The sequence below is a fragment of the Mesorhizobium sp. B2-4-15 genome (genome assembly GCF_006658505.1).
GTDB lineage: Bacteria > Pseudomonadota > Alphaproteobacteria > Rhizobiales > Rhizobiaceae > Mesorhizobium.
Genome location: NZ_VFUZ01000016.1, coordinates 1 through 12,859, shown reverse-complemented (window position 1 = coordinate 12,859; position 12,859 = coordinate 1). Strand labels below are relative to the sequence as shown.

Here is a 12,859-nt window from a genome sequence, read left to right as displayed (position 1 = left end):
TGATTACTTCTTCTTGCCGGCGATCGACTTGGCCGGGCCCTTGCGGGTACGCGCATTGGTGTGCGTGCGCTGGCCGCGAACCGGCAGCGAGCGGCGGTGACGCAGGCCGCGGTAGCAGCCGAGGTCCATGAGCCGCTTGATGTTCATCGACACTTCGCGGCGCAGGTCGCCCTCGACCTGATAGTCGCGGTCGATGGTTTCGCGGATCTGCAGCACTTCCGCGTCAGTCAGCTGGTTGACGCGCCGCTCGGCCGGGATGCCGACCTTGTCGACGATCTCCTGGGCGAACTTCTTGCCAATGCCGTGAATGTACTGAAGCGCGATGACGACGCGCTTGTTGGTCGGAATGTTGACGCCGGCTATACGAGCCATATTCTTCTCTTCTCCATGTGGGCCGGCCAACCTTCAAAAACAAGGCAGGTCCGGCGCTGTCCAAATTGCCCCGCGTCCGGTGGAGGCCGGCCCCTGCGGGAGTTTCCAGTTCAAAGCAACCGCCTTGCCCTTGCGGACAAGCAAAGTTCACGCCTGATAGGAAGACGGGCCGCCATACCGCAGCGGGCCGCTCCCGTCAAGCTTAATCTTTGAATTCCCTCACCGCGCCTTCGCGGCAGCCGCGAGCACGGTTTCTATCTCGGCGGTTACCGCGTCCATGCTGGCCATGCCATCGACAGTCTTGAGCTTGCCCTTGGCGTAGTAGTAGCCCGTCAGCGGAGCGGTCTTCTTGTAGTACTCCCGCAGACGCTCTTCGAATACCGCGGGGTTGTCATCCTTGCGCACCGGCTGCCCGGCCGCCTTTGCATCTTCGGCGCGCTTGACGATGCGGCCGACCAGGGCCCTGTCGTCGACAACCAGCTCGATGACCGTGTCCAGGCCGATGCCACGCTCCGAAAGCATCGATTCAACCGCATCGGCCTGCACCAGCGTACGTGGGTAGCCGTCGAGGATGAATCCCTTGGCGCAGTCGGCCTGGTCGATTCGCTCGGCAACGATGGCGTTGACGATGGCGTCGGACACCAGTTCACCGGCATCCATCACCGCCTTGGCACGCTTGCCGACTTCGGTACCGGCCTGCACGGCGGCACGCAGCATGTCTCCCGTCGAAAGCTGGGGTATGCCGTGTTTCTCTACCAGTCTTTGTGCTTGTGTCCCCTTGCCCGCCCCTGGCGGCCCAAGCAAAATCAACCTCATCTGGCTTTCTTCCCCCCGCGCAGCTTCGACTTCTTGATCAGGCCTTCGTACTGGTGCGCGATCAGGTGACCCTGAATCTGCGCAACCGTATCGAGCGTGACACTGACCACGATCAGAAGCGATGTGCCACCAAGGTAGAATGGTACGCCAGTCGCCGAGATCAGGAACTCCGGCAGCAGGCACACCAGCACCAGATAGATGGCGCCGACGACGGTGATGCGGGTGAGAACGTAATCGATATAATCGGCGGTGCGCTCGCCCGGACGATACCCCGGGATGAAGCCCGAATGCTTCTTGAGCTGGTCGGCGGTGTCCTTCGGGTTGAAGACAATCGCAGTGTAGAAGAAGGCGAAGAACACGATCATCGCCGCATAGAATGCCATGTAGAGCGGCTGGCCGTGGCCAAGCGAGGCCAGGATGGTGCTCGCCCAGGCCGGCATGTTGGTCGTCTGCGAGAAGCCGGCGATGGTGGCCGGCAGCAAGAGCAGCGACGAAGCGAAGATTGGCGGAATGACGCCAGACGTGTTGAGCTTGAGCGGCAAATGCGAGGTGTCGCCCTGGAACATGCGGTTGCCGACCTGACGCTTCGGGTACTGGATCAACAGGCGGCGCTGGGCGCGCTCGAAGAACACGATGAGCGCGATGACGACGATGGCCAGAACGATGATCGCCAGGATCAGGCCGGTCGACAGGGCGCCGGTGCGGCCGAGTTCCAGCGTGCCGGAAATGGCATGTGGCAGGCCGGCGACGATGCCTGAGAAGATGATCAGCGAAATGCCGTTGCCGATGCCGCGCGCGGTGATCTGCTCACCAAGCCACATCAGGAACATGGTGCCGCCGACCAGCGTAACGACGGTCGAGATGCGGAAGAACATGCCGGGATCGCTGACGATGCCGTTGCCGTTCTCCAGCCCCACCGAAATGCCGTAGGCCTGCACCAGCGCGAGCAGCACGGTGCCGTAGCGCGTGTACTGGTTGATGACCTTGCGGCCCTGTTCGCCTTCTTTTTTCAGCGCTTCCAGCGATGGGATGACCGACGTCATCAGCTGCATAATGATGGAGGCGGAGATGTAGGGCATGATGCCGAGCGCAAAGATCGCCATGCGCTGCACGGCACCGCCGGCGAACATGTTGAACATGCCAAGCACGCCCTTGCTCTGCGAGGAGAAGGCATGGGCGAAAGCGTCTGGATTGATACCGGGAAGCGGGATGTAGGTGCCGAGGCGATAGACGAGCAACGCGCCGATGGTGAACCAGATGCGTTTCTTCAGATCCTCCGCCTTGGCGAAGGCCGAGAAATTCAGATTCGAGGCTAGTTGTTCAGCAGCCGAAGCCATACCTGATTCTCCGCTTGGTAACGCTTGATGGCCCGTGAGGTCAGGCGGCGCGTTTCACCGAAGCTCACGAGATAAGCTCCGGGCTGTAAACATGCAAGCGGCCGCGTTGACGCGGCCGCCTAATTGAGCAGATCAAAGCGCAATCGTGAGTAAAAACAAATCCCACTCTTGCCGATCGCGCTTCAAATTGCCGTTACTCGGCCGCTGCCTTTTCGGGCAACTTGACCGAACCGCCGGCCTTCTCGATCTTCTCGATCGCGGCCTTGGAGGCACCGGCGACGTCGAAGGCCAGCTTGGCCTTGAGTTCGCCATCCGACAGCACGCGCACGCCGTCCTTGACGCGGCGGATGACACCGGCGGCGACAAGCGCCTCGGCCGTCACGGTTGCCTTGGGATCAAGCTTCTTGGCATCGACGGCTTCCTGGATGCGGGCCAGCGAGACGACAACGAAGCTCTTGGCGAAGATGTTGTTGAAGCCACGCTTCGGCAGGCGCCGATAGAGCGGCATCTGGCCACCCTCGAAGCCGTTGACGGCGACGCCGGAGCGCGCCTTCTGGCCCTTGACGCCGCGACCCGCGGTCTTACCCGAGCCGGAACCGATGCCCCGGCCGAGACGCTTCTTGGAATGCGTCGCGCCGTCCTTGTCACGCAGATCGTTGAGTTTCATCTTACTTCTCCTGCGCTTTGGGTCAGCCCTCGTCCACGACGCGGACGAGATGCTGAACGGCGGCGATCATGCCGCGCACGGAAGGCGTATCTTCCAGCGTGCGCTGCTTGTGCATCTTGTTGAGGCCGAGGCCGACCAGCGTCGCGCGCTGTTCTTTCGGGCGGCGGATCGGCGAACCGATCTGCTCAACGGTGATGGTCTTGGTTGCTTTCTTGGCCATGGTCAAAATCCCTGGTCAGATCGACTATTCTTCAGCCGCAACGGCGGTGCCGCGGCGGGCCTGAAGGGTCGAATACTTGATGCCGCGCGCGGCAGCCACATCCTTGGGATGCATCTGGCTCTTCAGCGCGTCGAAAGTGGCGCGAACCATGTTGTACGGGTTCGACGAACCCATCGACTTGGCGACCACGTCATGCATGCCGAGCGTCTCGAAGACGGCGCGCATCGGGCCGCCGGCGATGATGCCAGTACCCTGCTTGGCGGCGCGCAACAGCACGCGTCCGGCGCCCCAACGGCCCTCGACGTCGTGGTGCAGCGTGCGGCCCGAGCGCAGTGGCACGAAGATCATGTCGCGCTTTGCCGACTCGGTTGCCTTGCGGATCGCTTCCGGCACTTCGCGCGCCTTGCCGTGACCGAAGCCGACGCGGCCCTTCTGGTCGCCGACGACGACGAGTGCGGCAAAGCCGAAGCGGCGGCCACCCTTGACGACCTTGGCGACGCGGTTGATGTGGACCAGCTTGTCCACCATGCCGTCGTCACGCTCTTCGCGTTCACGCTCGCGGCCGCGGCCGCCTTCCCTACGTTCCTGTGCCATATCCTGTTCCTTGTTCTTTTCCGGAAGCACGGGTTGCTGATTGCCGGCGCCGCTTTGGGTCGCCGACGGTGAAAGTCATTCTCAGAAGCTCAGGCCGCCTTCGCGAGCAGCTTCCGCCAGCGCCTTGACGCGGCCGTGATAGATATAGGCGCCACGGTCGAAGACGACTTCCTTGACGCCGGCCTTGGTGGCGCGCTCGGCGATCAGCTTGCCAATCGCGGCGGCGGCGGCGGTGTCAGCCCCGGTCTTGAGCGAACCCTTGAGGTCCTTCTCGAGCGTCGAGGCGGCGGCGATGGTGTGGCCCTTGGCGTCGTCGATCACCTGAACATAGATGTTCTTCGAGGTGCGATGGACCGACAGACGGGGACGCTCGCCGGCGACCTTCCTGATCTGACGGCGCACGCGCTGCGCGCGGCGCTGTGTGGCTTCCTTGGTACCCATGATGGTCTTCCTTGCCTTCAAAAAACGGGGGCCGCCCTGTGCGGTAGGCAAAAGCGCCTCCCGCGACCGCTCCCCGCGGCGTTACATTTCTTTGGCTTGGTCCTTTCCGAAAAGTCTGCAACTTTTCGGGGCCAAGCCCACTACTTCTTCTTGCCTTCCTTGCGGACGATCTTCTCGCCAGCATAGCGGACACCCTTGCCCTTGTAAGGCTCGGGACCACGGTATTCGCGGATCTCCGCGGCGACCTGGCCAACCTGCTGCTTGTCGATGCCGGTCACGGTGATTTCCGTCGGCTTCGGCACAGCGATGGTGACACCAGCCGGCGTCTCATAGACGACGTCGTGGCTGAAGCCAAGGGCGAGCTGCAGGTTCTTGCCCTGCATGGCGGCGCGATAGCCGACGCCGGTGATCTCGAGCTTCTTTTCGAAGCCGTCCTTGACGCCATGCAGGATGTTGACGATCTGCGTGCGCGACATGCCCCACTTGGAGCGGGCCGTCTTGGTCTGGTCGCGCGGCTGGACAGCGATCTCGCTGCCTTCCATCTTAACCAGGACTTCGTCGTTCACCACGAACTTCAGCTCGCCCTTCGGGCCCTTCGCCGTCACGGTCTGGCCGTTGACGGTCGCGGTCACGCCCTGCGGCAGCGAAACGGGTTTCTTTCCAATACGAGACATTTTGTTGTCCTCGTCACTTCTCTTGTTTCAGGTCTCTGTCTTCGGAACGATCCGAAGACCGGATTCCACTTTGCGGTCAGCTGCCGGATCAGAAGATCTGGCAGAGGATCTCGCCGCCGACGTTCTGTTCGCGTGCTTCGTGGTCGGCCATCACGCCCTTCGGTGTCGAAAGGATGGCGATGCCAAGGCCGTTGGCGACGTGCGGGATCGACTTGGCCGAGACGTAAACGCGGCGGCCCGGCTTCGAAACGCGGGCGATTTCGCGCACGACGGGCGCACCGTCGAAATACTTCAGCTCGATTTCGATTTCGGACTTGCCGTTGTCGAAGTCGGTCTGGCTGTAGTCGCGGATGTAGCCTTCAGCCTTCAGCACGTCGAGGACGCGGGTACGCAGACGCGAGGCCGGCGTCGAGACACTCGACTTCTTGCGGCCGTAGGCGTTGCGGATGCGGGTCAGCATATCGCCGAGAGGATCGCTCAATGACATGTTATGTCCTCCTTACCAGCTCGACTTGACCAGGCCCGGGATCTGGCCGTTATTGCCGAGATCACGAAGCGCGATGCGCGATACTTTGAGCTTGCGATAGTAGGCACGCGGACGGCCGGTGACTTCGCAGCGGTTGCGGATGCGGATCTTGGCCGAGTTGCGCGGCAGGGCAGCAAGCTTCAGCTGAGCGCGGAAGCGCTCCTCCATCGGCTTGGACTGATCCATGATGATCGCCTTCAGCGCGGCGCGCTTGGGACCGTACTGGTCGGCAAGCTTGCGGCGCCTGTTGTTCTTCTCGACTGAGCTGGTCTTTGCCATTTCAGATTTTTCCTTTTCTCGCTGCCGTTACTGGCGGAAGGGGAAGTTGAAGGCCTTGAGCAATGCCCTGGCTTCGTCGTCCGTCTTCGCAGTCGTACAAACGATGACGTCCATGCCCCAGATCTGATCAACCTTGTCGTAGTTGATCTCCGGGAACACGATGTGCTCCTTGATGCCCATGGCGTAGTTGCCACGGCCATCGAAGCTCTTGGGGTTCAGTCCGCGGAAGTCGCGGACGCGCGGCAGCGCGATGTTCACGAGGCGGTCGAGGAACTCGTACATACGTTCCTTGCGCAGCGTGACCTTGGCGCCGATCGGCATGTTCTCGCGGACCTTGAAGCCAGCGATCGAATTGCGGGCGCGGGTGACGACGGCCTTCTGGCCGGCGATCATCGCCAGGTCCTCGGCCGCGACCGAAGGCTTCTTGGAATCGGCGGTCGCTTCGCCGACGCCCATGTTCAGCACGATCTTGTCGAGGCGCGGAACCTGCATGTCGTTGTCGTAGCCGAACTGCTCCTGCAGCGCCTTGCGGATGGTCTCGTTGTAGACCTGCTTCAGGCGTGGCGTGTTGGCGGCAGTCGCCTGCTTGGTTTGAGCCTTAGCCATTGATGACTTCTCCCGAGCGCTTGGCGACGCGCACTTTCTTGCCGTCCTTCTGGAAGGTGAAACCGACGCGGGTCGGCTTGCCATCCTTGGGGTCGGCCAGCGCGATATTCGACAGGTTGATCGGCGCTTCCTTGGTGATGATCCCGCCCTCTTGGGACTGGGTCTGCTTCTGGTGACGACGGATCATGTTGACGCCGCGCACCAGCGCGGTGTCATCCTTCGGCTGAACCGAGAGGACTTCGCCCGAACGGCCCTTGTCCTTACCGGCAAGCACGACGACCTTGTCGCCTTTTCTGATCTTTTGCATTGGTCCGGCTCCTTACAGCACTTCAGGCGCGAGCGAGATGATCTTCATGTGGTTCTTGGCGCGGAGTTCGCGCGGAACCGGTCCGAAGATACGCGTGCCGATCGGCTCTTTCTTGTTGTCGACGAGAACGGCCGCGTTCTTGTCGAAACGGATCACGCTGCCGTCCGGGCGGCGGATGTCCTTGGCCGTGCGAACCACGACCGCCTTCATCACATCGCCCTTCTTAACGCGGCCGCGCGGAATGGCTTCCTTGATCGACACCACGATGATGTCGCCCACGGAAGCGTATTTCCGCTTCGAGCCGCCCAGCACCTTGATGCACATGACACGACGCGCGCCGGAGTTATCCGCGACGTCGAGGTTTGTTTGCATCTGAATCATGACTGGCCGCCTTCTTCTTTTCTAACGGGACGGGCTCGAAGCCCCTCCCCGGTCTGTCCAAAATTCGTTGTTTACGCCCAGAGGTCAGGCTTGGTCCGAAGACACGACGATCCAGCGCTTGTCCTTGGAAATCGGCTTCGATTCCTGGATGAACACCTGATCGCCAACCTTATGGGCGTTGTTCTCGTCGTGCGCCTTGTACTTCTTGGTCATGCGCACGGTCTTCTTCATCACGGGATGCGTGAAGCGCCGTTCGACCTTGACGACAACCGTCTTCTCGTTCTTGTCGCTGACGACGGTGCCCTGCAGAATGCGCTTTGGCATGGTTTTCGTCCTTAAGCCTTCTTGGCCGCGGACTTTTCCGCAGCGATGGTCTTGATACGCGCAATGTCCTTGCGGACCTGCCTCACGCGCGCGGTCTTCTCGAGCTGGCCGGTGGCCTTCTGGAAGCGCAGGTTGAACTGCTCCTTCTTCAGGCTGGCCAGGTCGTCGGTCAGCTGGTCCTGGGTCTTGGTCCGGATGTCTTCGGCTTTCATGATCAGCCCGTCCTTATTCTGCGATGCGCTGTACGAAGCGCGTCCTGACCGAGAGCTTGGCCGCGCCGAGACGCAGCGCCTCACGGGCGGTTTCTTCACTGACGCCGTCGATCTCGAACATGATGCGGCCCGGCTTGACGCGCGCCGCCCAATAGTCGACCGCGCCCTTGCCCTTGCCCATGCGGACTTCGGTCGGCTTCGACGTGACCGGCAGATCCGGGAAAATACGGATCCAGACGCGGCCAGCGCGCTTCATTTCGCGAGTGATCGCGCGGCGGGCCGCCTCGATCTCACGCGCGGTGACGCGGTTCGGCTCAAGCGCCTTCAGCCCGAAACCACCGAAATCCAGATTGGTGCCGCCCTTTGCGGTACCATGGATGCGGCCCTTGAACTGCTTGCGGAACTTTGTGCGCTTTGGCTGCAGCATCGTTCTAACTCCAAATTCCTAAATGTCTCAGGCGTTCTCGCGACGACGACCGCGTTCGCGCTCGCCACCACCGCCGCCATGCGAATGATCACCCTCGGTGGCGCGACGCTCCGAAGCCATCGGGTCGTGCTCGAGGATCTCGCCCTTGAACACCCAGACCTTGACGCCGCAGATGCCGTAAGCCGTATTCGCCTCGGCCGTGCCGTAGTCGACATCGGCGCGCAGCGTGTGCAGCGGCACGCGGCCTTCGCGGTACCATTCCATGCGCGCGATTTCGGCGCCGCCGAGACGGCCCGAGCAGTTGATGCGGATGCCTTCGGCACCGAGGCGCATCGCCGACTGCACGGCGCGCTTCATGGCGCGGCGGAACGCGATGCGGCGCTCGAGCTGCTGGGCGATCGACTGGGCGACCAGGGTCGCGTCGATTTCCGGCTTGCGCACTTCGACGATGTTGAGGTGCGTTTCGGACTTCGTCATCTCCATCAGCTTCTTGCGAAGCTTTTCGATGTCGGCGCCCTTCTTGCCGATGATCAGACCCGGGCGCGCGGCATGGATGGTGACGCGGCACTTTTTGTGCGGACGCTCGATCACGACCTTCGAGATCGCGGCCTGCTTGAGTTCCTTCTCAAGATACTTGCGGATCTTGATGTCCTCATGCAGCAGCTTGCCGTACTCCCCGGTGTTCGCGAACCAGCGCGAATCCCAGGTGCGGTTGATGCCGAGGCGAAGACCGATCGGATTGACTTTCTGGCCCATTATGCGGCCTCCCCTTTTTCTTCGACTTCACGAACGACGATCGTGAGGTGCGAGAACGGCTTCTCGATACGGCTGGCGCGACCACGGCCACGAGCGTGGAACCGCTTCATGACGATCGACTTGCCGACATAAGCTTCCGCCACGATCAGCGCATCGACGTCGAGGTCGTGGTTGTTTTCCGCGTTGGCGATCGCCGACTCCAAGGTCTTCTTGACCGTGCCGGAAATCCGCTTGGCCGAGAATTCGAGGTCGGAAAGCGCTGTCGCGACCTTCTTGCCGCGGATCAGCGCGGCAACCAGGTTCAGCTTCTGCGGGCTGATACGGATCGTGCGCAGAACGGCGCGCGCTTCGTTGTCAGCAAGACTGCGCGGAGCTTTGGCCTTGCCCATGATTATTTCCTCTTCGCCTTCTTATCCGCGCCGTGACCGTAGTAGGTCCGCGTCGGAGCGAATTCACCGAACTTGTGACCGACCATGTCCTCGTTCACGGAGACGGGAACATGCTTCTGGCCGTTGTAGACACCGAAGGTGAAGCCGACGAACTGCGGCAGGATGGTGGAGCGACGGCTCCACATCTTGATCACCTCATTGCGACCACCTTCACGAACCTTGTCCACCTTCTTGAGAAGGTAGCCGTCAATGAAGGGGCCTTTCCAAATAGAACGAGTCACTTGGCGTTACCTCTTCTTAGCTCTTGCGCTGATGGCGCGAGCGCAGGATGAACTTGTCGGTCGCCTTGTTGGACCGCGTCTTCTTGCCCTTGGTCGGCTTGCCCCACGGGGAAACCGGATGGCGACCACCGGAGGTGCGGCCTTCGCCGCCGCCGTGCGGATGGTCAACCGGGTTCATGGTCACGCCGCGATTGTGCGGACGCTTGCCGCGCCAAACCGTGCGGCCTGCCTTGCCGTCGTTGATATTGCCATGGTCGGGGTTCGACACGGCACCGACGGTGGCCATGCAGGAGCCGTGAACGACACGCTGCTCGCCCGAGTTGAGGCGCAGGATCGCCATGCCCTGGTCGCGGCCGACGAGCTGGGCGTAACCGCCAGCCGAACGGGCCACCTGGCCGCCCTTGCCCGGCTTCAGCTCGATGTTGTGGACGATCGTGCCGACCGGCATCGAGGCCAGAGGCATCGCATTGCCCGGCTTCACGTCGACCGCTTCGCCGGCCACGATCTTGTCGCCGGCGGCGAGGCGCTGCGGGGCGATGATGTAGGACAGCTCACCATCGTCATACTTGATCAGCGCGATGAAGGCGGTGCGGTTCGGATCGTATTCAATGCGCTCAACCGTGCCGACGACGTCGAACTTGCGGCGCTTGAAGTCGATGATACGGTACGAACGCTTGTGACCACCACCGATGAAACGGGCGGTGATGCGGCCGTAGTTGTTGCGGCCGCCCGACTTGGTCAGGCCTTCGGTCAGACCCTTGACGGGCTTGCCCTTGTAGAGACCCGAGCGGTCGACGATGACCAGCTGGCGGGTGCTCGGCGTTACCGGGTTGAATTTTTTCAGTGCCATGTTCTTGTCCTCGCGGCCTTGCTCAGAGACCCGTCGCGACGTCGATCGACTGGCCGTCGGCCAGCGTCACAATCGCCTTCTTGACGTCGCTCTGGCGGCCGATCGTGCCGCGGAAGCGCTTGATCTTGCCCTTGCGGACAAGCGTGTTCACGGCCATCACCTTGACGCCGAACAGCGCTTCGACGGCGGCCTTGATTTCCGGCTTCGACGCCTTCTTGGCGACGTTGAAGACGACCTGGTTCTGCTCGGAAGCCATGGTCGACTTTTCGGTGATCGCCGGGCTGACGATCACGTCGTAGTGACGAAGGTCGGTCATTTAAAGCGCTCCTCGAGAGCCTCGACGGCGGCCTTGGAAAGGACCAGCGTGCCGCGGCGCAGAATGTCGTAGACGTTGATGCCCTGGATGGGCAGCACGTCGATGTTGGGGATGTTGGTCGCGGCCAGCTTGAAGTTCTGATCAAGCTCGACGCCGCCAATCACTAGGGCGTTGGTCAGGCCCAGCGTCGCGAAATTCGCGACCAGTGCCTTGGTCTTGGCCTCGGTCAGCTTCAGCTCGTCGATGATGATGATCGAAGCGCTCTTGGCCTTGGCCGAGAGGGCGTGCTTGAGGCCAAGCGCGCGAACCTTCTTCGGCAGATCGTGCTCGTGGCTACGGACGACCGGGCCGTGGGCCTTGCCGCCGCCGCGGAACTGCGGAGCGCGTGCCGAATGGTGACGAGCGCGGCCCGTACCCTTCTGCTTGTACATCTTGGCGCCGGTGCGCGCGATTTCGGCGCGGCCCTTGGCCTTGTGCGTACCCTGCTGCTTCTTGGCAAGCTGCCAGCGCACGACGCGCTGCAGGATGTCCTCGCGCGGATCAAGGCCGAAAATCTCCTCGGAGAGTTCCACCTTGCCGGCGTCCTTGCCGCCAAGCGTTGTGATCTTGAGATCCATTATTCCGCTCCCTCTGTGGCCGGAGCCTCATTCTTCGTGGCGACGCGGACCGCGGCGGGCTTCGGCGCATTGGCCGGAAGCGCGACCTTGGCGGCATCGCGAACCAGGATCCAGGCGCCCTTCGACCCGGGAACCGCTCCGCGGATCAGGATCAGGCCGCGATCGGCATCGGTCGAGACGATCTCGACGTTCTGCGTGGTGACGCGGGTATCGCCCATGTGGCCGGCCATGCTCTTGCCCTTGAACACCTTGCCGGGGTCCTGGCGCTGGCCGGTCGAGCCGTGCGTACGGTGCGAAACCGAGTTACCGTGGGTCGCGCGACCACCACCCATGTGGTGGCGCTTGATGACGCCCTGGAAACCCTTGCCGATCGTCGTACCGGTGACATCGACCTTCTGGCCGGCGACAAAGTGCTCGACCGTGATCTCGGCGCCGACATCGATCATGTTGTCGGCGGAGACGCGGAACTCGGCGAGCTTCGCCTTCGGCTCGACGGAAGCGGTCGCGAAATGGCCGCGCATCGCCTTCGACGTGTTCTTCACCTTGGCGAGGCCAACGCCGAGCTGAACGGCGGTGTAGCCATTCTTCTCCTGCGTGCGCTGCGCCACGACCTGGCAGTTCTCCATCTGGAGAACGGTGACGGGAACATGTTCCCCGGCATCGTTATAGATGCGGGTCATTCCCACCTTCTTTGCAATCACACCTGAACGCATCGGTTCAATTCCTTTAGAGTTCCGGGCCAGGGGCACCGCCCCTTACCGCGCTCTCGTTCCCTTAGAGCTTGATCTCGACGTCGACGCCGGCGGCCAGATCGAGCTTCATCAAAGCATCGACGGTCTGCGGGGTCGGATCGACGATGTCGAGCAGACGCTTGTGCGTGCGCATCTCGAACTGCTCGCGGCTCTTCTTGTCGACGTGGGGCGACCGGTTCACCGTGAACTTTTCGATCCGCGTCGGCAGCGGAATGGGGCCGCGGACGTTGGCGCCGGTGCGCTTGGCCGTCGACACGATTTCGCGCGTCGAGGCGTCGAGCACCCGGTGGTCAAACGCCTTCAGGCGGATGCGGATATTCTGTCCGTTCATGCGTCACTTCCTTGTTCTGGCGCGGCGCGGGCAACTACCGCGCCCGCGACAGATCGGTTTAAGTCCAAATTACTCTTTGATGGTGACGACGATGCCGGCACCGACGGTGCGGCCGCCTTCACGGATGGCGAAGCGCAGCTTCTCTTCCATGGCGATCGGCACGATCAGCTCGACATCGACCGTGATGTTGTCGCCAGGCATCACCATCTCGGTGCCGGCCGGCAGCGACACGATGCCGGTCACGTCGGTCGTGCGGAAGTAGAACTGCGGACGGTAGTTGGTGAAGAACGGCGTGTGGCGGCCACCTTCGTCCTTGGTCAGGATGTAGGCTTCGGCCACGAACTTCTTGTGCGGCTTCACCGTGCCGGGCTTGGCCAGAACCTG

24 protein-coding genes and 1 pseudogene are annotated in these 12,859 nt (G+C 62.2%); all 25 read right to left on the bottom strand.

The annotated features are described in order from the left end of the window. Window positions 1-3: 3 nt before the first annotated feature. Window positions 4-372 carry a 30S ribosomal protein S13 gene (gene rpsM / locus FJ930_RS19235; RefSeq protein ID WP_006205445.1) on the bottom strand — a complete coding sequence of 123 codons (369 nt, stop codon included), beginning with the start codon at window positions 370-372 and terminating at the stop codon, window positions 4-6. Window positions 373-591: 219 nt separating this feature from the next. Next, window positions 592-1,188, bottom strand: coding sequence for an adenylate kinase (locus FJ930_RS19230; protein WP_140611539.1), 597 nt, complete (start codon window positions 1,186-1,188; stop codon window positions 592-594). Further along, on the bottom strand, window positions 1,185-2,525 hold the full coding sequence (secY, locus tag FJ930_RS19225) for a preprotein translocase subunit SecY (protein WP_140611537.1): 1,341 nt from the start codon (window positions 2,523-2,525) through the stop codon (window positions 1,185-1,187). Before secY ends, FJ930_RS19230 begins: the two co-directional genes overlap by 4 nt. A gap of 193 nt (window positions 2,526-2,718) precedes the next feature. Beyond that, complete coding sequence (gene rplO, locus FJ930_RS19220; RefSeq protein ID WP_140739212.1) at window positions 2,719-3,192, bottom strand: 50S ribosomal protein L15; 474 nt, start codon at window positions 3,190-3,192, stop codon at window positions 2,719-2,721. 22 nt (window positions 3,193-3,214) lie between these two features. Next, window positions 3,215-3,412 (bottom strand): 50S ribosomal protein L30, encoded by a 198-nt coding sequence (gene rpmD, locus FJ930_RS19215; RefSeq protein WP_006205449.1) that lies wholly within the window; start codon window positions 3,410-3,412, stop codon window positions 3,215-3,217. Window positions 3,413-3,436: 24 nt separating this feature from the next. Next, window positions 3,437-4,006, bottom strand: a complete 570-nt coding sequence (gene rpsE, locus FJ930_RS19210) for a 30S ribosomal protein S5 (RefSeq protein WP_027046810.1) — start codon at window positions 4,004-4,006, stop codon at window positions 3,437-3,439. Window positions 4,007-4,087: 81 nt separating this feature from the next. Then, window positions 4,088-4,447, bottom strand: a complete 360-nt coding sequence (gene rplR / locus FJ930_RS19205) for a 50S ribosomal protein L18 (RefSeq protein WP_140739209.1) — start codon at window positions 4,445-4,447, stop codon at window positions 4,088-4,090. A 140-nt stretch (window positions 4,448-4,587) separates the two neighbouring features. Beyond that, the gene (gene rplF, locus FJ930_RS19200) at window positions 4,588-5,121 is read right to left on the bottom strand and encodes a 50S ribosomal protein L6 (RefSeq protein WP_010909283.1); all 534 of its coding nucleotides are present in this window, start codon (window positions 5,119-5,121) and stop codon (window positions 4,588-4,590) included. 88 nt (window positions 5,122-5,209) lie between these two features. Beyond that, the gene (gene rpsH / locus FJ930_RS19195; RefSeq protein ID WP_006205453.1) at window positions 5,210-5,608 is read right to left on the bottom strand and encodes a 30S ribosomal protein S8; all 399 of its coding nucleotides are present in this window, start codon (window positions 5,606-5,608) and stop codon (window positions 5,210-5,212) included. Window positions 5,609-5,620: 12 nt separating this feature from the next. Next, entirely contained in the window at window positions 5,621-5,926 is a 306-nt protein-coding gene (gene rpsN / locus FJ930_RS19190) for a 30S ribosomal protein S14 (protein ID WP_010909282.1), read from the bottom strand. Window positions 5,927-5,953: 27 nt separating this feature from the next. Further along, window positions 5,954-6,532, bottom strand: coding sequence for a 50S ribosomal protein L5 (gene rplE, locus FJ930_RS19185; protein WP_051355275.1), 579 nt, complete (start codon window positions 6,530-6,532; stop codon window positions 5,954-5,956). Further along, the gene (gene rplX, locus FJ930_RS19180) at window positions 6,525-6,839 is read right to left on the bottom strand and encodes a 50S ribosomal protein L24 (RefSeq protein ID WP_140611529.1); all 315 of its coding nucleotides are present in this window, start codon (window positions 6,837-6,839) and stop codon (window positions 6,525-6,527) included. Before rplX ends, rplE begins: the two co-directional genes overlap by 8 nt. A gap of 12 nt (window positions 6,840-6,851) precedes the next feature. Next, a complete protein-coding gene (rplN, locus tag FJ930_RS19175; RefSeq protein WP_006205457.1) occupies window positions 6,852-7,220 on the bottom strand; it encodes a 50S ribosomal protein L14 in 369 nt (122 codons plus the stop codon). Window positions 7,221-7,304: 84 nt separating this feature from the next. Continuing rightward, on the bottom strand, window positions 7,305-7,544 hold the full coding sequence (gene rpsQ / locus FJ930_RS19170; RefSeq protein WP_010909280.1) for a 30S ribosomal protein S17: 240 nt from the start codon (window positions 7,542-7,544) through the stop codon (window positions 7,305-7,307). A gap of 11 nt (window positions 7,545-7,555) precedes the next feature. After that, window positions 7,556-7,756, bottom strand: a complete 201-nt coding sequence (gene rpmC, locus FJ930_RS19165) for a 50S ribosomal protein L29 (RefSeq protein WP_006205459.1) — start codon at window positions 7,754-7,756, stop codon at window positions 7,556-7,558. Between the two features lie 13 nt (window positions 7,757-7,769). Next, window positions 7,770-8,183 (bottom strand): 50S ribosomal protein L16, encoded by a 414-nt coding sequence (gene rplP / locus FJ930_RS19160; protein WP_010909279.1) that lies wholly within the window; start codon window positions 8,181-8,183, stop codon window positions 7,770-7,772. Between the two features lie 27 nt (window positions 8,184-8,210). Further along, complete coding sequence (gene rpsC / locus FJ930_RS19155; RefSeq protein WP_140611528.1) at window positions 8,211-8,939, bottom strand: 30S ribosomal protein S3; 729 nt, start codon at window positions 8,937-8,939, stop codon at window positions 8,211-8,213. Next, complete coding sequence (rplV, locus tag FJ930_RS19150; protein ID WP_140611526.1) at window positions 8,939-9,328, bottom strand: 50S ribosomal protein L22; 390 nt, start codon at window positions 9,326-9,328, stop codon at window positions 8,939-8,941. The genes rpsC and rplV overlap by 1 nt, the downstream gene beginning before the upstream one ends. Window positions 9,329-9,330: 2 nt before the next feature. After that, the gene (rpsS, locus tag FJ930_RS19145; protein WP_006205463.1) at window positions 9,331-9,609 is read right to left on the bottom strand and encodes a 30S ribosomal protein S19; all 279 of its coding nucleotides are present in this window, start codon (window positions 9,607-9,609) and stop codon (window positions 9,331-9,333) included. 16 nt (window positions 9,610-9,625) lie between these two features. Further along, window positions 9,626-10,459, bottom strand: coding sequence for a 50S ribosomal protein L2 (gene rplB / locus FJ930_RS19140; protein WP_010909276.1), 834 nt, complete (start codon window positions 10,457-10,459; stop codon window positions 9,626-9,628). A gap of 22 nt (window positions 10,460-10,481) precedes the next feature. Beyond that, window positions 10,482-10,775 carry a 50S ribosomal protein L23 gene (locus FJ930_RS19135; RefSeq protein ID WP_010909275.1) on the bottom strand — a complete coding sequence of 98 codons (294 nt, stop codon included), beginning with the start codon at window positions 10,773-10,775 and terminating at the stop codon, window positions 10,482-10,484. Then, window positions 10,772-11,392 carry a 50S ribosomal protein L4 gene (gene rplD, locus FJ930_RS19130; protein WP_141839696.1) on the bottom strand — a complete coding sequence of 207 codons (621 nt, stop codon included), beginning with the start codon at window positions 11,390-11,392 and terminating at the stop codon, window positions 10,772-10,774. Before rplD ends, FJ930_RS19135 begins: the two co-directional genes overlap by 4 nt. After that, entirely contained in the window at window positions 11,392-12,105 is a 714-nt protein-coding gene (gene rplC, locus FJ930_RS19125; RefSeq protein WP_140739203.1) for a 50S ribosomal protein L3, read from the bottom strand. The genes rplD and rplC overlap by 1 nt, the downstream gene beginning before the upstream one ends. Before the next feature lie 61 nt (window positions 12,106-12,166). Further along, window positions 12,167-12,475 (bottom strand): 30S ribosomal protein S10, encoded by a 309-nt coding sequence (gene rpsJ / locus FJ930_RS19120; protein ID WP_006205468.1) that lies wholly within the window; start codon window positions 12,473-12,475, stop codon window positions 12,167-12,169. Between the two features lie 69 nt (window positions 12,476-12,544). Next, window positions 12,545-12,859: pseudogene (tuf, locus tag FJ930_RS19115) on the bottom strand (elongation factor Tu); the annotation flags it as partial.